Genomic DNA, 23,321 nt, shown 5'->3' with positions numbered 1-23,321 from the left:
GCCCGCGATGGCAATCTCCCTGCCACATCAATGTCGAATGTGCAGACGCCATCGCCAGCAGGCTGGCTCCCACAGTGGTCTGCGCCGTACATAAATGCCGCGCCCACCACCATTCCACTGTGGGAGCGGGTAACCCCCGCTCCCGCATTTTGGTTTGCCGCGCAGCCACTGTCCTCATCAAACCTCGTCTCTCTGATAGTTATTCTCATTCGCTAATTTTTCCGGTCTGCATTCGTTTTATAGGGACGACGCGCCTTTGTGCTTCCCGCCACTGATCCGGATACCCAGAAATGAACGCTGAAGACTCCTTGAAACTTGCTCGCCGGTTTATCGGGTTGCCCCTGGAAAAGCGCCAGATGTTCCTCGCGGCCTTGCACAAGGAAGGCGTTGATTTCGCCCGGTTCCCGATTCCTGCCGGCGTCGAAGCCGAAGATCGCCAGGCGCTGTCCTACGCCCAGCAACGCATGTGGTTTCTCTGGCAACTGGATCCCCACAGTGGCGCCTACAACCTGCCGGGGGCGGTGCGTCTGAGCGGGCGATTGGACCTGGGCGCACTGGAACAGGCCTTCGCCAGTCTGGTGGCGCGTCACGCAACCCTGCGCACCCTGTTCCAGCGCCAGGCCGACGACAGCTTGCGGCAAGTACCTGGCTCTGCGTCGCTGGCCATCGATCAGGTCGACTTCAGCCATTTATCCGCCGATGAGCGAGCACTCGCCGTCGCGAACGCCGCCGGGCAGCAGTCGCAATTACCCTTCGATCTATCCACCGGCCCATTGCTGCGAGTCACCTTGCTCAAGCTCGCAGCACAGGAACACGTCCTGCTGCTGACCCTGCACCACATCGTGTCCGACGGCTGGTCGTTGAACGTGCTGATCGACGAATTCATTTGCTGCTACGACGCCTTTGAAGCCGGCGTACAGCCGCAACTGCCGCCATTGCCGATCCAGTACAGCGACTACGCCCTGTGGCAGCGGCGCTGGCTGGAAGCGGGCGAGCAGGCGCGGCAGCTCGACTACTGGCAGGCGCAACTGGGCAATGAACACCCGGTGCTGGAGCTGCCCACCGACCACCCGCGCCCGGCGCTGCCCAGCCATCGCGGCACCCGTTACGAGTTCGCCATCGACCCGCAACTGGCCGAGCAATTGCGAACCACGGCCCAGCAACACAACATCACCCTGTTCATGCTTCTGCTGGGCGCCTTTAACGCGCTGCTGCATCGCTACACCGGGCAGACCGACATCCGCGTCGGCGTGCCGATTGCCAACCGCAATCGCGCCGAGATCGAAGGCCTGATCGGCTTCTTCGTCAATACCCAGGTACTGCGCACCCAACTGGACGGTCAGACCCGGGTCGACGACTTGCTGCGCGCCATCAAGGAAACCGCCCTCGGCGCCCAGGCCCACCAGGACCTGCCGTTCGAGCGCCTGGTCGAAGCGCTCAAGCTCGAGCGCAGCCTTAGTCACACACCGCTGTTCCAGGTGATGTACAACCACCAGCCGCAGGTCGCGGACATCTCCACCGTCAGCACTGCGTCCGGCCTGGCTCTGGGGGTGATCGAGTGGGAAGGGCGCACCACCCAGTTCGACCTGACCCTCGACACCTATGAAAAACGCGGCAGGTTGCATGCTGCGCTGACCTACGCCAACGACCTGTTCGACGCCCCGACCATCGCGCGCATGGCGCAGCACTGGACGCGTTTGCTGCAGGGCATGGTCAGCGATTGCCGGCAGCGCATCAGTGAATTGCCAATGCTGGAAACCACTGAATACCAGCGCATCGTGCATGACTGGAATCGCGCTGACGAAGCGTTCGCGCAAGAGCTGTGCGTTCACGAACTGATTAGCCGGCAAGTCGCGGCAGACCCCGGCGCATTGGCAGTGACCTTCGCCACCCGGCAACTGACCTACGCCCAACTCGATGCCCAGGCCAATCGCCTGGCTCACAGGTTGATCGCACTGGGCGTTGGCCCGGAAGTGCGTGTCGGCGTAGCCATGCAGCGCTCCGAGAACTTGCTGGTCGCGCTGCTCGCCGTACTCAAGAGCGGTGGCGCCTATGTGCCGCTGGACCCGGATTACCCGGCCGAACGCGTCGCCTACATGCTCGAAGACAGCCGCGCCCTGGTGTTGCTGACGGAGCCATTGGTTACGGCGACATTGGCCGTGTCCACCGACACCCAAGTGCTGCTCATGGACGATTTGCAGGTCGCCGACTACCCGACCAGCGCCCCGGTCACCCGCGTCACGCCGGACAACCTGGCCTACGTGATCTACACCTCCGGCTCCACAGGCAAACCCAAAGGCGTCGCCATCACCCACCGCAACGTGCTGGCGCTGATCGACTGGTCGAAATCGGTCTACAGCCACGCAGATATTCAGGGCGTACTGGCGTCGACCTCGGTGTGCTTCGACCTGTCAGTCTGGGAGCTGTTCGTAACCCTGGCCAACGGCGGCTCGCTGATCATCGCCCGTAACGCCCTGGAACTGCCGCAACTCCCGGCCCGTGATCAGGTGCGCCTGATCAACACTGTACCGTCGGCTATCAGTGCCTTGCAGCGCGAAGACCAGATTCCGTCGAGCGTGCGCATCATCAACCTTGCGGGCGAACCGCTGAAGCAAAGCCTGGTCGAGGCGCTGTACCAGCAACCGGGCGTGGAGCACGTGTACGATCTGTACGGCCCGTCGGAAGACACCACCTATTCCACCTGGACTCGCCGTGAGGCGGGCGGCCGCGCGAACATCGGCCGACCGCTCAAGCACAGCGCCAGCTATTTGCTGGACGCCGACCTGCAACCCGTGCCGCAAGGGGTGTCCGCCGAGCTGTACGTGTGCGGCGCAGGCATCACCCGCGGTTACCTCGCACGCCCGGGCATGACCGCCGAAAAGTACGTGCCCAACCCGTTCGCCAGCAACGGCGAGCGCCTGTACCGCACCGGCGACCTGACCCGCTATCAGGCCGATGGTGCGCTGCAATACGTCGGGCGCATCGACCATCAGGTCAAGGTGCGGGGCTTTCGTATCGAGCTGGGAGAAATCGAAGCGCGGCTGTTGCAGCAAACATCCGTCCGCGAGTTGGCAGTGCTGGCGCAAGACGGTGTCAACGGGCAGCAACTGGTGGCCTACATCGTGCCCGGCGATCCGGCGTTGCTGGACGACCTCGATGCGCAAGCCAACCTGCGTGAATGCCTCAAGACCGCGCTGCGCCAGCATCTGCCGGACTACATGGTCCCGGCGTCCCTGCTGTTCCTCGCACAACTGCCGCTGACGCCCAACGGCAAGCTTGACCGCAAGGCTTTGCCGGCCGTCGATGGCTCGCCACAACAGCGCGAGCACGTAGCGCCGCGCACGGTCATGGAAAAGTCCCTCGCGGTGATCTGGCAGGACGTGCTGGCTCTCGACAGCGTCGGTCTGGAAGACAACTTCTTCGAACTGGGCGGCGACTCCATCGTTTCCATGCAAGTGGTCAGCCGCGCGCGGCAGGCCGGCATCGTGCTGAGCCCCAAGGATCTGTTCCAGCACCAGACGGTTCGCAGCCTGGCCCAGGCCGCCCGTAGCGGCGAGCAGGCGCTGATTGACCAGGGGCCGGCGAGTGGCGCGGTGGTGCTGGCGCCGGTGCAACAGGGGTTCTTCGACCAGGCGATCCCTGAGCGGCACCACTGGAACCAGTCACTGCTGCTGGTGCCGCGCGAGGCGCTGAACGTCGAGGCGCTGCAGCGTGCGCTTGAGCAATTGCTGAGCCATCACGACAGCTTGCGCCTGCGTTATGCACAGACCGCCGAAGGCTGGCAGCAGACCTACTCGGCAGCGACCGCTGAATCGGTATTATGGCAACGTCAGGCGCAGTCGGTCGAAGCGCTCAACGCTGTGTGCGATGAAGCCCAACGCAGTCTGGATTTACACCAAGGGCCACTGATGCGCGCGCTGTTGGTGGCAATGGCCGATGGCACCCAGCGTTTGCTGCTGGTCATCCATCACCTGGCGGTGGACGGTGTTTCATGGCGCGTGCTGCTGGAGGATCTGCAGCAGTGCTACAGCGCCAGCGCCGGGAAGATGGTGAAAACCAGCACCTATCAACGCTGGGTTGCGCGCCTGCAAGATCATCTGCCAGCGTTTGAAAGCAGCCTGCCTTACTGGCAAAGCCAGTTGCGCGAGGCTGCGAACGATTTGCCGTGCGAGCGTCCAGCCGGGGCCCTGCAAAACCGCTTCGAACAAAAACTCGAGATCAGGCTCGACACCGAACAGACCCGCAAGCTGCTGCAACACGCGCCGGCGGCGTATCGCACTCAGGTTAACGACCTGCTGCTGACGGCGCTGGCACGGGCGGTTTGTCGCTGGAGCGGGCAGGGCAGTACGCTGGTTCAGCTCGAAGGCCATGGTCGCGAAGACCTGTTCGACGATATCGACCTGACGCGCACAGTGGGTTGGTTCACCAGCCTGTTCCCGGTCAACCTGATGCCGTCGCAAGACCTCGGCGCGTCGATCAAATCCATCAAGGAACAACTGCGTGCCGTGCCGGACAAAGGCCTGGGTTACGGCGCGCTGCGTTACCTCGGCGCCCGGGGAATTCGCGCTGAACTGGCGGCACTGCCGCAACCGCGTATCACCTTCAACTATCTGGGGCAGTTCGACCGCCAGTTCGACGATGCCGCGATGTTTTTGCCCTCCACTGAAGGCAGCGGTGTGGCGCAGGATCCATCGGCGCCCCTGGGCAACTGGCTATCCATTGAAGGCCAGGTGTACGGCGGTGAGCTGGCGCTGAGCTGGGGCTTCAGTCGCGAAATGTTCGACACGGCGACGGTCCAGCGCCTGGCGGACGAATACGCACTTGAACTCAACGCGCTGATCGAACACTGCTGCGGCGTTGAAGCGCCCCAGGCCACTCCCTCGGATTTCCCGCTTGCGCGCATCAGCCAGGCGCAACTCGACGGCTTGTCGATCGCGACGCTCGAAGACCTGTATCCGTTATCGCCCATGCAGCAAGGCATGCTGTTCCACACCCTGTATGAACCGCAGGTCGGTGCCTACATCAGCCAGTTGCGCCTGGACATTCGGGGCCTCGACCCGCAGCGTTTCGCCCAAGCCTGGCAGGCTGCGCTAACCCGGCACGACATCCTGCGCAGCAGCTTCCATTGGCAGGGCCTCGACAGCGCGCATCAGGCGATTGTCCGTCAGGTCGCCTTGCCGCTTGAGGTGCTGGACGCGACTGACACCGATGCCCTGGCCGACGCCGAACGTGCTCAAGGTTTTGAGCTGGGCAGCGCGCCGTTGTTTCGCTTGAAACTCGTGCAGACGGGCGACCAGGACTGGCACCTGATCTACACCAGCCACCATATTTTGATGGACGGCTGGAGCAACGCGCAGCTGCTGGCCGAAGTGATCGAGCACTACGCCGCTGGCCCTTCGATCCCGGCATTGACGGGGCAAAAACGCGGGCAATACCGCGACTACCTGGGCTGGCTGCAGCAGCAGTCCGCGGTGTCGGGCGAGCGCTTCTGGAAGGCTGAGTTGGCTCCCTTGCAAGCCCCAACGTTGCTGGCTGAAGCCTTGCGCCCGCCGGTGGGAGCCGAAGGTAGCGAGGACTACCGCGTTGCCCTCGACGGCCCCGCGACCCAAGGCCTGGCCGAGTTCGCCCGCCAGCAGAAGGTCACCCTCAACACTGTGCTGCAAGCTGCCTGGAGCCTGTTGCTGCAGCGCTATACCGGCCAGGATTGCGTGGTGTTCGGGGCCACGGTCGCCGGTCGCTCGGCGCCATTGCCGGGGATCGAAGAACAGCTTGGGCTGTTCATCAACACGCTGCCGCTGGTCTGCGCGATGAAGCCCGATTGCACCGTCAGCCAATGGCTGGGCGAGCTGCAAGAGATGAACCTGGCCATGCGCGAGTACGAGCATGTGCCGCTCTACGACATTCAAGGATGGGCGGGCCAGCAGGGGGCCGCGCTGTTCGACAGCCTGCTGGTGTTCGAGAACTTCCCGGTAGCGGCAGCGCTCAAGCAAGGCGCCCCGGCCGGGTTGTCGTTCAGCAACCTGCACAACCACGAACGCACCCACTATCCATTGACCCTGGGCATCGAGCTGGGCGACGGCCTGAGCCTGGATTTCAGCTACGACTCGGCGCGCTTCAGTGCGGCGCACATTGTTCAGCTGGCCGCCAATCTGCAGCATCTGCTGGTGCAGTTTGCAGCGTTGCCGGACGCCCCGCTGGGCGCGCTGCAGCTGCTCGACGAGGTCGAAACCCGGGCGACGATCGCGGCCAATCGATCATCTGCCGTCGAGTTATCCACAACACTGTTCGCCCACCAGCAGATTGCTGCCCAGGCTGCGGCCAATCCCGACGCGCTGGCGTTGCAGGTTGACGGTCAGTCCTTGAGCTACGGCGAGTTGAATGCCCAGGCCAACGACCTGGCCCAGCGCCTGCTCGCCAACGGTGCCGGCCCGGGTACCCGTGTCGGCCTGGCACTGCACCGTGGTCCGCAACTGATCGTCAGCCTGCTCGCCGTGCTGAAAACCGGCGCGGCCTACGTGCCACTGGACCCCCAATACCCCGGTGAACGCCTGGCCTACATGATCGCAGACAGCCGCCTCGATCAACTGCTCTGCGAACCCGGCCTGCTGCAAAATATCAAAAACATCCCGCGCCTGACCCTGCCCGAAACCACCACCCCTGCGGCTGCAGGAGCAGAGCCGGTGGGACCAAACCCTGTAGGCGCAAAGCTTGCTCGCGATAGCGCCCTCCCGGACGCCGCAAACCTGGCCTACATCATCTACACCTCCGGCTCCACGGGCCAACCCAAAGGCGTAGCCATCACCCACGCCGCCCTCCGCGAGTTCTGCCAGACCGCCGCCGACTATTCAGGCCTGTCAGCGTCAGACCGCGTGCTGCAGTTCGCCACCTTCAGCTTCGATGGCTTCGTCGAGCAGTGCTTCCCGGCGCTGTGCGTGGGCGCCGCGTTGATCATGCGCGGTGATGAGCTGTGGGACACCGGGCGCCTGGCCGCCGAAATCGTCCGGCAGGGTGTGACCGTGGCCGACTTGCCGGCTGCGTACTGGTACCTGCTGGCCCGGGAGTGCGCCAGCGGCGTCATCCGCAATCTCGGCGCTCTGCGCCAGGTGCACGTGGGCGGCGAAGCCATGTCGGTGGAAGGCCTGCGCCTGTGGCACCAAGCCGGCCTGGCTCAGGTGCGACTGCTCAACACCTACGGCCCGACCGAAGCGACCGTGGTGTCGAGCCTTCATGACTGCCGCCTGGAAGATGCCAGCGACGTGTCTGGCATCCCCATCGGTCGCGCTATCGCCGGCCGGGCGCTGTATGTGCTCGACAGTGCCGGGCACCTGCTGCCCGATGGCGGCGTGGGTGAACTGTTTATCGGCGCCCAGGCCAGCCTGGCGCAAAGCTATTTCGACCGCCCGGCGCTGACCGCCGAGCGTTTCCTGCCGGACCCGTTCGCCCGCGAACCCGGCGCCCGCCTGTACCGCAGCGGCGACCTGGCGCGCTGCAACGCTGCCGGCAACCTGGAGTACGTCGGGCGCATCGACCATCAGGTGAAGATTCGCGGCATGCGCATCGAGATGGGCGAAATCGAAGCCTGCCTGCAAGCCCGGGATGAGGTGCGCGAAGCGGCGGTCATCGCCCAGGACGGCACGCGACTGGTGGCGTACATCGTGGCCAGCGCCGAGGTCGATTCTGCGGTTGATTACCTCAAGATACTCAAAGCGGCCTTGCGCCAGTCGTTGCCGGACTACATGGTGCCCACGGAGCTGATTCTGCTGCCGGGACTGCCGCTGAACACCAACGGCAAACTTGACCGCAAAGCGCTGCCACGGGTCGAAGCCGGCGATGCGCAACGCCCATTCATAGCGCCTGGAGAAGGGTTGCAAGCGCAGTTGGCGCTGATCTGGCAGGACGTGCTGCAGGTCGAGCGCGTAGGCCGCGACGACAACTTCTTCGAACTGGGCGGGCACTCGTTGCTGGTGCTGCAGGTCATCTCCCGTGTGCGTCAGCAGTGGCAGCTCGAACTGTCGGTGAGCAGCCTGTTCAGTGCCGCGAACCTGGCGCAGTTCGCCCAACGAGTGGCGCGGGCGCAGGCCAGCGTCCAACCCGTCCTGCAGCAGGCACCGCTTGATCAGCCGCCGGTGCTGTCATACGCCCAGCAGCGTCAATGGATCCTGTGGCAGCTGGCCCCCCAGAGCCCGGCCTACAACATTCCCGCCGCGCTGCGCCTGAGGGGCGCACTGAACCGCGACGCCCTGCGCGAAGCCTTCGACCATTTACAAGCCCGTCACCAGACCCTGCGCACCACCTTCACACAGGACGGCCAGGTGGCGCGTCCGGTGCTGCACGATGACCTGGCGTTGTGCCTGGAGCATCGCACAATCGATTCGTTGTCGCTCGACCAGGCGGTGGCTGAGGAAATTTCCCGGCCCTTCGACCTGCGCAACGGCCCGCTGTGGCGCGTGCTGCTGCTGCAAGTGAACACCGACGAACACGTGCTGGTGCTGACCGTGCACCACATTGCCGCTGATGGCTGGTCGATGCAGGTCATGGTCGATGAGTTCAGCGCACTGTATCAGGCGGCCGTCTGCGGTAGCGAAGCCGGTCTGGCTGAGCTGGCGGTGCACTACAGCGACTATGCCCGCTGGCAGCGCGACTGGCTGGAGGCGGGCGAGGGCGCACGACAACTGACCTGGTGGCGCGAGCAACTGGCTGGCAGCCAGGCGCCGCTGGAGTTGCCAAGCGAGCTGAGCCGGCCGGCACGCCGCAGCGAGCGCGGTGCCAGTTTGATGGTTAACGTGGATCGCGACTTGCTGGCCGGTTTGCGCCAATGCGCCCAGGACCAACAGGTGACGCTGTTCATGTTGCTGCTGGCGAGCTTCCAGACGTTGCTGCATCGCCAGAGCGGGCAGTCGGGCATCAGCGTGGGAGTGCCGAGCGCCGGCCGTTCGCGTCTTGAGACCGAAGGCCTGATCGGCTTCTTCATCAACACTCAAGTGCTGCGCGCCGAGATCGACGGGCAGCAGCCATTTAGTGGCTTGTTGCAACAGGTCAAGCAGACGGCATTGGCTGCCCAGGCCCATCAGGACCTGCCGTTCGAGCAACTGGTCGATGCCTTGCAGCCGGATCGCAGCCTCACTCACAGCCCGCTGTTCCAGGTGCTGTACAACCATCAGCAGCAACTGGGCGCGAGCGTCGAGCGTACGGTGGCCGGCCTGCAGGTCGAGCCTCTGCACTGGTCGCAACTCACCACGCAATTCGACCTGGTGCTTGATACCCAGGAGCATGGCGAGGAGCTCGATGCCAGCCTGACTTATGCCACCGATCTGTACGACCAGGCGTCGATGCAGCGACTCGCCGCGCAATGGCTGAATCTGTTGCGTGCCGTGGTCGCGGACCCGCAGCAACGCGTCGCCGAACTGCCGCTTATTGGCCAGTCACAGCGCGACGCACTGGTGCAGCACTGGAACCCGGCGTTCCAGGCACAGCCGCTGTCGCCCACCTTGCATCAGCTGTTCGAAGCACAGGCCGAGCTGCGCCCGAACGCCGTGGCGCTGGTCTGTGAAAGCGAACAATTGACCTACGCCGCGCTCAACGCCCAGGCCAACCGCCTGGCGCGCCACCTGCGCGAGCAAGGCGTGGGCCCCGAGGTGCGGGTCGGCATTGCGACCGAGCGGGCGATGCCACTGGTGATCGGCTTGCTGGCGATTCTCAAGGCCGGTGGCGCCTATGTGCCGCTCGATCCGCAGTACCCGGCCGAGCGCCTGAGCTACATGATCGAGGACAGCGGCATCCGGTTGCTGCTCACGCAACAGCACCTGGTCGACGGCTTGCCAGCCCGGGATGGCGTGCGAGTCCTCAGCCTCCAATCACTGCAACTGGAGGGCTTCAGCGACGCTAACCTGCCGCCACTGGCGGCACCCGACAACCTCGCCTACGTGATCTACACCTCCGGTTCCACGGGGAGGCCGAAGGGCGCGTTGCTCAGCCATGGCAATGTCGGCCGACTGCTCACGGCCAGCGCTGGCGAGTTCAACTTCGGCCCGCACGATGTCTGGACCCTGTTTCATTCCTACGCGTTCGATTTCTCGGTATGGGAACTGTTTGGTTCGCTGTGCACGGGCGGGCGCCTGGTGATAGTGCCGTATGACATCAGCCGTGACCCGCAGCAATTGCACCGCTTGCTGTGCGACGAAGGCGTGACCGTGTTGAACCAGACTCCCACGGCGTTCCGCCAGTTGCTGCCGATCGCCTGCGCCAGCCCGCGCACCCTGGCGCTACGTCAGGTGATTTTCGGCGGTGAAGCGCTGGAAGTCGCGAGCCTGCGCCCCTGGTTCGAACGTTTCGGTGACCAGCGGCCGACCCTGGTGAATATGTACGGCATCACCGAAACCACGGTGCACGTGACCTGCCGCGCCATCTGCCTGGCCGACCTCGAAGGCAAGGCGCAAAGTCCGATCGGCCTGCCGCTTCGCGATCTGCGCTGGTACCTGCTCGACAGCCAGTTGCACCCGGTACCGGTGGGCGTGGCGGGCGAGCTGTATATCGCCGGTGCTGGCCTGGCGCGGGGTTATCACGGCCGCTTCGGCCTGACCGCCGAGCGCTTCGTGCCAAGCCCGTTCGACGCGTCACAGCGTCTGTATCGCAGTGGCGACCTGGCCCGCCAGCGCGCCGACGGCAGCATTGATTACCTGGGCCGGATCGACCAGCAAGTGAAGATCCGCGGGTTCCGCATCGAACTGGGCGAGATCGAGGCTGCATTGCTGGCCCTGCCGGGTGTGCGCCACGCGGTGTTGAGTGTGCACGCCGGTGAGGGCGGCCCGCAGCTGTGTGCCTACGTGGTGCCTGCGCAAACCCCGCTCGACCCGATCGCCTGGCGCGATCAACTGCGCGCCGCGCTCAAGGTCGGCCTGCCGGACTACATGGTACCCAGTCACTGGCTGCTGCTGGACGCCTTGCCGCTGACCGGCAACGGCAAGCTCGATCGCCAGGCCCTGCCGCTGCCGGATGCCGGGGATTGGCAACGACCGTTCGAAGCCCCTGAAGGTGAGCTCGAACAGCAACTGGCGGCGATCTGGGCCGAGGTGCTGGGCGTGGCGCAGATCGGTCGGCGCGACAACTTCTTCGAATCGGGTGGGCATTCGCTGCTCGCCGCCCAGGCCAGCGCCCGGGTGGAACTGGACCTGGGCATCGAGCTGCCGCTGCGTGCGCTGTTCGAGTCCACCGACCTTCAGGCTTATGCCGCCATGGCCGGGCAACACGCCCCGGCTGACAACGATGCACGCCTGGATGCGCTTGAGTCGCTTCTGGACGAGATGGAGATCAACTGATGGAACACACCACTGCCCAGCGTATCGCCAGCCGCTTCGCCGGCCTGCCAGCCGACAAGCGCCGCGAGTTCCTGAGCCGCATGCAGGAGCAGGGCGTGAGCTTTGGCCAGCTGCCGATTCCGCCTGCCCTTGAGGCGCAAACGCGCTTCGAACTGTCCTACGCGCAGCAGCGCCAGTGGTTTCTCTGGCAGCTGGATCCGCACAGTTCGGCGTATAACATTCCGGCGGCGCTGCGCCTGTACGGGCCGCTGGATGTCGCGGCGTTGCAGCACAGTTTTGACGTGCTGCTGGAGCGGCATCAAAGTTTGCGCAGCCGTTTCGTCGAGGACGACGGGAAGGTGCTGCAGACGCTTGCGCCGTACACCTCACTGCCGATCGAGCGTATCGACCTGCGCGGCAAGCCCGAGTCCCTGCGCCTCGATCTTGCCATGCACAGCGTCGAGCAGGACATCGCCCGGCCGTTCGATCTGCAACAGGGGCCGCTGTTGCGAGTCAGCCTGTTGCAGCTCGACGCCGAAGACCACGTACTGCTGCTGACCCTGCACCACATCGTCACCGATGGCTGGTCGATGGGCGTGCTGGTTGAGGAGTTTTCCCGGCTTTACGCCGCACATTGCCAGGGCCAGGAAGCTGTGCTTGAAGCATTGCCGATCCAGTATTCAGACTACGCGCTGTGGCAACGCCGCTGGATGGAAGCGGGGGAGCTGGAGCGTCAACTCAACTGGTGGCGTGACACGTTAGGCAGTGAGCAACCGCTACTCGAATTGCCGACTGATCGTCCACGTCCTGCGCAACCCAGCCAACGCGGTGCACGGTTGGACTTCGCCCTCGATGCAACCTTGGCCAGCGGCCTGATGACCCTGGCCAGGCAGCACGGCGTGACTCCCTTCATGCTGTTGCTGGCGAGTTTCCAGGCGCTGCTTTATCGCTATAGCGGCCAGTCGGACCTGCGGGTCGGGGTGCCGATTGCCAACCGCAATCGCGCAGAAACCCGTGGCCTGATCGGCTTCTTCGTCAACACCCAGGTGATGCGCGCCGAGCTCGATGGACGTCAGCCTTTCAGCCAGTTGCTCGACCAGACTCGCGCCGGGGCGCTGGATGCCCAGGCCTATCAGGACCTGCCATTCGAGCGACTGGTGCAAGCCCTGCAGGGCGAACGCAGCCTCAGCCACAGCCCATTGTTCCAGGTCATGTTCAATCACCAGCAAGCCAGGCCGGCTGGCGCCAGCGGTGTACTTGCTGGCCTGCGCGTCGAGCCACTGCATGCTCCCGCGCGCACCACCCAGTTCGACCTGCAACTGGACACCCAGGAACAGGGCGACCTGCTGTTTGCCAGCCTGACCTATGCCACCGATCTGTTCGACGCCGAACGCATCGAGCACTTTTCGCGTCACTGGCGCAACCTGTTGGCCGGTGTGGTGGCCAACCCACAATGCCCGCTTGCCGAGTTGCCTTTGCTGGACGCCGACGAGCGTCTGCGCATTCTCGACGACCTCAACCACACCGCTCATGCCTATCCGGGCGAAGTTTGCGTGCAGCGGCATTTCGAGCAACGCGTGGTTGAAAATGGCGAGGCCACGGCGTTGGTGTTCCACGGCCAGTCCCTGAGTTACGCCGAGCTGAACCAGCGCGCCAACCGCCTGGCCCATCACCTGCGCGCCCAGGGCGTCGGTCCGGAAGTGCTGGTGGGAATCGCCTGCGACCGTTCGTTCGAGATGGTCGTCGGCCTGCTGGCGATTCTCAAGGCCGGCGGCGCCTATGTGCCGCTGGACCCTGAATACCCGCTTGATCGGCTCAGCTACATGATCGAAGACAGTGGCATCGCCTTGCTGCTGACTCAGGAACATTTGCTGGAACAACTGCCGACCCCGGACAGCGTGCGCACCCTGTGCCTGCAGGCCGCAGGCGATTGGCTCGGGGAGTTGCCCGGTACCGATCTGCCGAACCTTGCGGTGGCGGAAAACCTCGCCTACGTGATTTACACTTCAGGCTCAACCGGCAAACCCAAGGGCGCCGGCAACCGTCATGTGGCGCTGCAAAACCGTCTGCAATGGATGCAGCAAGCCTACGACTTGCAACCGGCGGACCGCGTGCTGCAAAAGACGCCGTTCAGTTTCGACGTGTCGGTGTGGGAGTTTTTCTGGCCGCTGATGAAGGGCGCCACCCTGGTCATCGCCGCCCCCGGCGAACATCGCGATCCGCAACGCCTGGCCAGGTTGATCGTCGAGCAGGCGATCACCACGCTGCACTTCGTGCCGTCGATGCTCGCGGCGTTTATCGGTGCCGACGAAGCGCTGGCCTGCACCTCGTTGCAGCGGATCATCTGCAGCGGTGAAGCGCTGCCGATGGAGCTGCAACGCCAGACCTTGCGCAGCCTGCCGCAAGCCAACCTGTATAACCTGTATGGCCCCACCGAAGCGGCCATCGACGTGACCCACTGGACGTGCGTGGAAGAAGGCCGCGACAGCGTGCCGATCGGCCGGCCGATTGCCAACCTGCGTACCTGTGTCCTGGACAGCGAACTGCAGCCCTTGCCCCTGGGTGCCGTGGGCGAGTTGTACCTGGGCGGGGTCGGCCTGGCGCGGGGTTATCACCGTCGAGGTGCGCTGACCGCCGAACGTTTTGTGGTCGACCCGTTCGGCAGCGGCGAGCGCCTGTACCGCACTGGCGACCTGGCACGCTATCGCGCCGATGGCGCCATCGAGTATTGCGGGCGCATCGACCATCAAGTGAAAATTCGCGGCCTGCGCATCGAGCTGGGCGAAATCGAGGCGCGCCTGCAAGAGCATGCCCAGGTGCAGGAAGCCGTGGTGCTGGCCGTCGATGGCCCGGGCGGCAAGCAACTGGTCGCCTACATCGTGCCCCGGGAACGCGCCCTGATCACCGCCGATGCCGGGCAACAAGGTGCCTGGCGCGAAGCGCTCAAGGCCCATCTGCTCACCAGCCTGCCGGACTACATGGTGCCCGCGCAGACCCTAATGATCGAGCAAATGCCCCTGAGCCCCAACGGCAAACTCGAGCGCAAACGCCTGCCGGCGCCAACCGCGCAGGTCAGCCAGCGCGCCTTCGAAGCGCCGCGCAGCGAGCACGAACAGGTGCTGGCGCAGATCTGGCAGGAGGTGCTGGGCGTTGAGCAGGTCGGCCGCCAGGACAATTTCTTCGAGCTGGGTGGCGACTCGATCATTTCGATCCAGGTGGTCAGCCGTGCCCGTCGCGCCGGCTTGAGCCTGCAACCGCGGGATCTGTTCCAGCAGCAAACCCTCCAGGCGCTGGCCGCCGTGGTCAAGGAACAGGCCGCTCCGCTGGCCCAGCAAGGACCGGTGTACGGCCTGCAAAAACTCACTCCCATCCAGCGCTGGTTCTTCGACGAGCCAATCGCGCAACGCGCGCACTGGAACCAGGCCGTCTTGCTGACCCCCCGCGAGCCCCTGGAACTGCCGCGCCTGCAGGCCGCGCTGCAGCGCTTGCTCAAGCAACACGACGCCCTGCGCTTGCGCTTCAGCCAGCAGGTCCCGCGTGTGACCGACGCCGCAAATCCCTGTGGGAGCGAGCCTGCTCGCGAGGGCGGTGGGGCAGGCGACCTCCATGTTGCCGGTGCTGAGCTCATCGCGAGCAGGCTCGCTGCCACAGAGTGGTCTGCGCGCTATGTTGGCGCGGACAGCGCCGATGTCGTCGACATGCTCTGGACCGCGCGCGTGGCCAGCGATGCATCCCTGGAGTCGGTGTGCGATCAAGCCCAGCGCAGCCTCAGCCTGCAAGACGGCCCGCTGCTGCGAGTCGCATTGATCGCACAGGCGGACGGCACCCAGCGCCTGCTGCTGGTCATTCACCATCTGGCGGTGGACGGCGTGTCGTGGCGGGTGTTGCTGGAGGACTTGCAAGCGGCTTATCAAGGGCAGGAGCTACCGGCGAAGACCAGCTCCTTCCAGGCCTGGGCTGAGCAGCTCGACACCTACGCACGTTCCAAAGCGGCTGCCAGCGAACTGGACTGGTGGCAGGCGCAACTCAGCCTCGGCAACGATTTGCTGCCAGCCGCCAACCCGCAGGCCAGCCAGGCCGGGCATCTGCGCCAGGGCGTCAGCATCGGCCTGGACCGCGAACACACTCGCCAGCTGCTGCAGCTGGCACCGGCGACTTACCGCACCCAGGTCAACGACCTGCTGCTGACCGCACTGGCCCGCACCCTCAGTCGCTGGACCGGTCACCCCTCGGCGCTGATCCAGCTCGAAGGCCATGGCCGCGAAGAGCTGTTCGACGACATCGACCTGACCCGCACCGTGGGCTGGTTCTCCAGCCTGTTCCCGGTGTGCCTGACCCCAACCGCCGACCTGCCGGGTTCGATCAAAGCCATCAAGCAGCAGTTGCGCGAAATCCCCGGCAAGGGCATGGGCTACGGCCTGCTGCGCTATATGGGCGATGCCTCGGCGCAAGCCGCGCTGGCCGCGTTGCCGCAAGCGCGCGTCACCTTCAACTACCTTGGCCAGTTTGACCAGAGCTTTGCCGAAGACGCACTGTTCACACCAGCTCGTGAATCCAGCGGCGCTGCGCAGGCCGCGGATGCGCCGCTGCCCAATTGGCTGTCGGTGGATGGCCAGGTGTATGGCGGCGAACTGAAACTGGACTGGACCTTCAGTCGCGAATGCTTCGACCTGCACGAAATCGAAACCCTCGCGGCGAATTTCCGTGAAGAGCTGTTAGACCTGATTGACCATTGCCTGAGCGATGGCGCAGGCGGCGTGACCCCGGCGGACTTCCCCCTGGCGCGCTTGAGCCAGGCGCAACTTGATGGCCTGCCGGTGCCACCGGCGCAGATCGAGGACCTGTATCCGCTGTCGCCCATGCAGGCCGGCTTGCTGTTCCATAGCCTCTACGAATCCGACAGCGGCGCCTACGTCAACCAGCTCAGCGTCGAAGCCCATGGCCTCGACGCCGATCGGCTGGGCCGCGCCTGGCAAGCGGTGCTCGACAACCATGGGATCCTGCGCAGCAGCTTCCATTTCCCGGACGGCTTCGAAGCGCCGGTGCAGTTGGTCCATCGTCATCTGCAATTGCCGATGACCTGCCTCGACTGGCGTGGCCGCAGCGATCAGGCTGAAGCACTGGCGCAGCTGATCGACAGCGAGCGCCTGCAACTCGATCCGACCCGGGCACCGCTGATGCGCCTGACCCTGGTGCGCCTCGAAGGTGAGCGTCAGCAACTGATCTACACCCACCATCACCTGTTGCTTGATGGCTGGAGTAATTCACTGCTGTTGAGCGAAGTCTTGCAGCGTTATGCCGGACAAGACGTGCAGGCACCAACCGGGCGTTTTGCCGATTACATCGGCTGGCTGCAACGTCAGGATGCGCAGGCCGACGAGGCCTTTTGGCGCGAGCAACTGGCGACCCTCGATAACCCGACCCTGCTGGCGCAGAGCCTGGCCCACGGCGGCAGTAAAAACCTGTCGACAGCTGAGTTCGCTGACCATCGCCAGACCTTCGATGTCGCCACCAGCCAGCGCTTCAGCGAGTTTGCCCGTCAGCAAAAAATCACGCTCAACACCTTGGTGCAAGGTGCCTGGGCACTCCTGCTGCAACGCTACAGCGGCCAACGCAGCGTCGCGTTCGGCGCGACTGTGGCAGGCCGCCCGGTAGACTTGCCGGGGGCTGAAAGCCAGCTCGGCCTGTTCATCAACACCTTGCCGGTGATCAGCCGCCCGGATGCGGTAGAAAGCGTCGGCCAGTGGCTCATCCGTTTGCAGGCGCAAAACCTGGAATTGCGTGAACATGAATTCACCGCATTGGGTGACATCCAGCGCTGGGCCGGACGTGCCGGTGAGCCGCTGTTCGACAGCCTGCTGGTGTTCGAGAACTTCCCGGTGGCCGACGCGCTGCAACAGAGCGCACCTGCGGGGTTGAGCTTTTCGATTCCACAGAACCATGAGCGCACCAATTTCCCGCTGACCCTGGCGGCCACCGCCGAGAGTCAATTGAGCCTGAACTGGAGCTACCAGTGCGCCCATTTCAACAGCGAAGCGATTGTTCGCATGAGCGAACACCTGGCCGCGTTGCTGACGGCGATGGTCGCCGCGCCACAGGCTGCATTGAGTGAGCTGGACCTGCTGAGCTCACCTGAGCGCGCGCAACAATTGATCGAGTGGAACCCGGCATTTACCGCAGCGCAAAACCCGCTGTGTGTGCATCAGTTGATCGAGGCCCAAGCGTTCATTCGTCCGCACGCCACGGCGCTGATCTTCAACGATCTGGAATTGAGCTTCGACCAACTCAACCGTCGTGCCAACCAATTAGCCCATCGTCTTCGCGCACTGGGCATTGGTCCGGAAGTGCGGGTCGGCCTGGCCATGCAGCGTTCGCCGGAAATGATCATCGGCTTGCTGGCGATCCTCAAGGCCGGCGGCGCCTACGTGCCGCTGGACCCGGCCTACCCGACGGAACGCCTGCGCTACCTGATGCAAGACAGCGGCATTGCGCTGATGATCAGCCAATCTCGGCTGCGGGATAAACTGCCGTTGCCCGAAGGCCTGCCGGTGCTGGAAATCGACCGCGAGCCGCTGGAATTCTTGGCGGACAGCAACCCGATCAACCTCACCTGTGGCGAAAACCTCGCCTACCTGATTTACACCTCGGGTTCCACCGGGCGACCGAAAGGCGTCAGTGTGGCCCACGGTCCATTGGCCATGCATTGCCTGTCGATCGGCGAGTTGTATGGCATGACCCCGGACGATCGAGAACTGCAATTCGCCTCGATCAGCTTCGACGGTGCCCACGAGCGCTGGCTGACGCCGCTGGTGTTCGGTTCCGCAGTGATGCCGCGCGACGACGAGTTGTGGAGCGTGGAGCGCACCTGCGCCGAGATCGAAAAGCATGGCATCACCATCGCCTGCTTCACCCCGACCTATCTCTCGCAGATCGCCGATTTCATGGGCGAAGCGGGGCGTGATTTGCCGATCCGTTCCTACACGCCGTGCGGTGAAGGTATGGCAAAACATGCGTTTGACGAGGTCCAGCAGGTACTGCAACCCAAGCGCCTGATCAACGGCTATGGCCCGACCGAAACAGTGATCACGCCGCTGATCTGGCTGGCCTATCCGGATACCGAATTCGACTCGGCGTTCATGCCAATTGGCCGACCGGTGGGCAATCGCAGTGCGTACATTCTGGACGGTGGCTTGCAGCCGCTGCCGGTCGGCGTGGCGGGCGAGTTGTACCTGGGCGGCGAGGGCGTCGCCCGGGGTTACCATCAGCGTCCGGATTTGACCGCTGACCGCTTCGTGCCGGATCCGTTCGTGCCGGGCGCCCGTCTGTATCGCAGTGGCGACCTCGCGCGGTTCCGTGCCGACGGCGTGGTGGAATACCTCGGCCGTATCGACCAGCAAGTGAAAATTCGCGGTTTCCGGATCGAACTCGGCGAAATCGAAGCTTGCCTGCTGGAACACGAAGGTGTGCGTGAAGCGTTTGTGATTGATCGCGAAGGCCCGGTGAGCCGCCAGTTGATCGGTTACGTGGTCCCGCGCGATCCGCTCGCCGATGAGCAGGATTTGCGTGAAGCGCTGACCGCCCACCTGCGCAGTCGTTTGCCGGCGCACATGCTGCCGGCGCATTTGATGTGCCTGGCCGCGTTGCCGCTGACGCCGAACGGCAAGCTTGATCGCCAAGGCCTGCCGGCGCCGCAAGCCACTCGACAGCACCACGATCACGTGGCCCCCGCGTCGCCCGCCGAAGCCTTGCTGGTGGAAATCTGGCAGGAACTGCTGGGGCTGGAGTCGGTGGGTGTCACCGAAAACTTCTTCGAGTTGGGCGGTGACTCGATCATCTCGCTGCAAGCGGTAAGCCGTGCCGGGCAGCACGGGCTGAAGTTCAGTCCCAAGCAATTGTTTGAACAGCAGACCATCCGTGCGCTCGCCGCCGTGGCCGGCAGCCGTGAAGCAATATTGATTGAAGCGCCAAAAGTCGAGGCGTTCTCGCTGGTACCGCACATCGACATCGCCGCGCGCGAAGGTCTGCAAGACCTGTATCCGCTGTCGCCGATGCAACAAGGCATGCTGTTCCACTGCCTCGACTCGCCGGAACTCAACCCCTACGTCAACCAGTTGAGCGTGGCGGTGGAGGGTTTGCAGGTACTACGCTTCCGTGCCGCGTGGCAGGCGCTGGTCGAGCGCCATGAAGTGCTGCGGGCGGCGTTCCGCTGGCGGGACGGCCTGGCCGATCCGCTGCAGGCGGTATTCGCCGAGGTCGAGCTGCCGATCGAAGAGTTCGACTGGCGTGAGCGCAGCGACACCGAACAGGCCCTGGGCGAACTGGCGGCAGCGGAACAGGCCAAGGGCTTCGACCTGAGCTGCCCGCCGTTGATGCGATTCATCCTGGTGCGCCTGGGCGAGGATCGCTACCAGATGATCTGGATCTATCATCACCTGTTGCTCGATGGCTGGAGCGCCTCACGGTTGCTGGGTGACATGCTGCGCCTGTATCACAACGGCAGCCTCGCGCCCCTGACCGGGCGCTACGCTGACTACATCGCCTGGCTGCAACGTCAGGATGGGGCGCAGGCCGAAGGCTTTTGGCGTGAGCGCCTGGCGTTGCTTGAGGAACCGACCATTCTGGCCAAGGCTTCGGGTGCCGCAGGCTCCGGGCACGGCGTGATGTACAGCAACCTCGACGCCGAAGCGACGCGCAAACTGCACACCTTTGCCAAGCGTCAGCGCGTGACGCTCAATACCTTGGTGCAGGGCGCGTGGCTGCTGTTGCTGCAACGCCACAGCGGTCAGCGCAGCGTCGCGTTCGGCGCCACGGTGGCGGGCCGCCCTACCGGGCTGGCCGGTGCCCAGGACATGCTTGGCCTGTTCATCAACACCTTGCCGGTGATCCAGACCCTCGATCCGCAACAGCCGTTGGGCGAGTGGCTGCGGGACTTGCAGGATTACAACCTGATGGTGCGCGACTACGAGCACACGCCGTTGTCCGACATTCAGCGCTGGGCCGGGCAGGGTGGCCAGGGCTTGTTCGACAGCATCATCGTGTTCGAGAACCACCCGGTGGACCGAGCCTTGAAAGGCGGCGAGGAGGGCGAGCTGCGCTTTGCCGAAGTCGGCAGCGGCGGGGTCACCAACTTCCCGATGGACTTGATGGTCAGCGCCAACGAGGAAGGGCTGGAAGTCGAGTACCTGTTCCTGCGCGATCGCTTCAGTGACGTTGAAGTCGAGCGGATTCGTGCGCAGCTCGAAGGATTGCTGCGTGCGTTGCCAGAGGACGCTTCGTGCCTGCTCGGCAATATTGGCTTGCCGCAAGCACGCATGAGCCTGCCGCAGGTGTCAGACGACAGCGCTGATTTGCTGCAGTCGTTCAATCAACACGTCAAAGCGCAGCCGCAGAAAATCGCCTTGATCTGTGAGGATCGACAAGTCAGTTACGGCGAACTTGAGGCTCAGGCCAATGGGCTGGCGCAGCAACTGATCGTTCGCGGTATTGGGCCGGAGACCCTGGTGGCGGTGGCGTTGCCGCGTTCCGAACGCACCATCGTCGCGTTCCTCGCGGTGCTCAAGGCGGGGGCTGCTTACCTGCCTTTGGACCTGGCGTACCCGACCGAACGACTGGCGTACCTGTTGAGCGATTCGGCAGCCAGCCTGTTGCTGTGTGACAGCAACCTGGGGGATCGACTGACCCTGGCCGACAGCCCGCCCCGTCTGCTGCTGGATCAATTGAGCGTTGCCGACAACGCGGCGTGCCCGGTTTCCCATCCGTTGCCGGGGCACCTGGCGTACCTGATCTACACCTCCGGCTCCACGGGGCAACCGAAAGGCGTGGCCGTGGCGCGCGGACCGATTGCCCGGCATTGCCGCAGCATCGTCGAGCGCTATGAACTGGCACCGCGCAGCCGCGAGTTGCACTTCATGTCGTTCGCTTTCGACGGTGCGCAGGAGCGCTGGCTGAGTGTGATGCTGGCCGGTGGCAGCCTGGTGATCCGTGATGACAATCTGTGGACCCCGGAACAAACCCTGGAAGTGCTGCAGCGTCGTGGCGTCACCGTCGCCTGCTTCCCGCCGGCATACCTGCAACAGATGGCCGAAGTCGCGGAACGCCTGGGCAATCCGCCCGCAGTCGAGGTGTATTGCTTCGGCGGCGATGCCGTGCCTGAAGCCAGTTTCGAGCAGGTCAAGCGCGCCTTGCGCCCGCAGCGCCTGGTCAACGGCTATGGCCCGACCGAAACCGTGGTCACGCCTTTGTTGTGGCGTGCCGAGGCCAGCGAGACCTGCGACGCGGCCTATGCGCCGATCGGGCGCGGTGTCGCCGGGCGAGGCCTGTATGTGCTCGACGCCGACCTCAACCCTCTGCCGGTGGGCGTCAGCGGGGAGCTGTACCTGGGCGGTGAATGCCTGGCGCGGGGCTACCACCAGCGCCCGGGCATGAGCGCCGAACGCTTCATTCCCGATCCATTTGCAGCGGGCGGGCGCATGTACCGCACCGGCGACCTGGTGCGCCAGCGCGACTGCGGCTTGATCGACTACCTGGGGCGGCTGGACCAGCAAGTGAAGATCCGCGGTTTCCGCATCGAGCTGGGCGAGATTGAAGCGCGCCTGCGTGAGTGCGCAGGGGTGCAGGATGCAGCCGTGGTGGTGCACGACACACCAATCGGCAAACAGCTGGTGGGCTACGTGGTGGCGCTCGGCACGGTGGGACTTGATCGGCGCCTGAAATCGCAACTGCAGGCGCAACTGCCGGACTACATGGTGCCCGCGCGGATCCTGGTCCTGGAACGCTTCCCGCTGTCGGCCAACGGCAAGCTCGATCGTCGTGCATTGCCGGTGCCGGAATGGGCCCTGGGGTGTTATCGCGCACCGCGCAATGCTTTGGAGCGCGCGTTGACCGGGATCTGGCAGGAAGTACTCGGCATGCCGCAAGTGGGTATCGACGACAACTTCTTTGAGCTGGGGGGCGATTCGTTGCAAGTGCTCAAAGTCATCTCGCGGGTGCGCAGCCAACCCGAACTGGGCTTCGAACTGAAACTGCGCGACCTGATGCAAAAACCCAGCATTGCCGAACTCTGCGGCTACCAGGCCGCCGAGCCCGCCGCAGCTGCGCCAGACCCATTGCTGGCACTGAACTCGCGGCTGGCGCACAGGCCGGCGCTGTTCTGCCTGCACGCCGGTTTTGGCACGGTATTCGACTACGAACCGCTCGCGCGACGCCTGGAAGGACGGCGCACGGTGTACGGCCTGCAATGCCGCATGCTGCTCGATCCGCACTGGCAGGATCAGTCGCTGCTGGCCATGGCCCAGGCCTACACCCAGCGCATTCGTGCCCAACAGGCCAAGGGGCCGTATTACCTGCTGGGCTGGTCGCTGGGTGGTGCGTTGACGCAATTGGTCGCCCATGAGCTGGAACAGCAAGGCGAGACCGTCGCGTTCGCCGGCCTGGTCGACAGCTACGTGGCCGGCACCGCCGAAGCGGGGAACTGGCGCGAAGACCTGGGGGATTTCCTGAAGTTTGTCCTCGGTCATTCGTCTGAAGAAGCACAGGCGTTAATGGCGTTGCACGCCGCAGGTCTGCCTGAGCATCAGGCCGCCGCCGCCGTCATCGAAGCCGCGCTGCATGGCTCCAATGAACAAGCCGCACTGGGCGCTGGAGAGCTCACGCAAATCTTCAACAGCGGTTCACGCCTCAAGGCATTGGCCCTGGCCCAGCTCCAACTGCCCGCGATCAAAGTCACGGCGCACCGCTGGTGGGTAGCCGGGCGTGACGACGAGCGTCGAGTGTTCGAGGCCCAGGTCGGCCATCACGGTGTGGACCGTCTGCTGGCCGGCGGGCACTACGAGCTGCTACGCGGTGACGAATTGCTCGACGATCTCGAACTGCAATTGGAGTGCACCCTGGCCATCGCCTGACGACACGTGGAGCGCACCCTGGCCTTCGTCTGACAACACGGCCCCCTGTAGGAGCTGCCGCAGGCTGCGATCTTTTGATCTTATCGGTGCATCGAACACCGCCAAAAGATCGCAGCCTGCGGCAGCT

The 23,321-nt window shown here is 64.5% G+C and carries 2 protein-coding genes; both read left to right on the top strand.

Annotated elements, in window-relative coordinates; all coding sequences use genetic code 11:
* Nucleotides 1-290 precede the first annotated feature (290 nt).
* Nucleotides 291-11,315, top strand: a complete 11,025-nt coding sequence (locus tag EQV97_RS15050; protein WP_240889176.1) for a non-ribosomal peptide synthetase — start codon at nucleotides 291-293, stop codon at nucleotides 11,313-11,315.
* Nucleotides 11,315-23,194, top strand: coding sequence for a non-ribosomal peptide synthetase (locus EQV97_RS15045; RefSeq protein ID WP_240889175.1), 11,880 nt, complete (start codon nucleotides 11,315-11,317; stop codon nucleotides 23,192-23,194). The genes EQV97_RS15050 and EQV97_RS15045 overlap by 1 nt, the downstream gene beginning before the upstream one ends.
* Nucleotides 23,195-23,321 lie beyond the last annotated feature (127 nt).

The organism is Pseudomonas sp. TMW22090, assembly GCF_022496665.1.
Lineage (GTDB): Bacteria > Pseudomonadota > Gammaproteobacteria > Pseudomonadales > Pseudomonadaceae > Aquipseudomonas > Aquipseudomonas gregormendelii.
The sequence above is the reverse complement of the archived record's forward strand: the minus strand, read 5'-3'. Positions and strand labels throughout refer to the sequence as shown.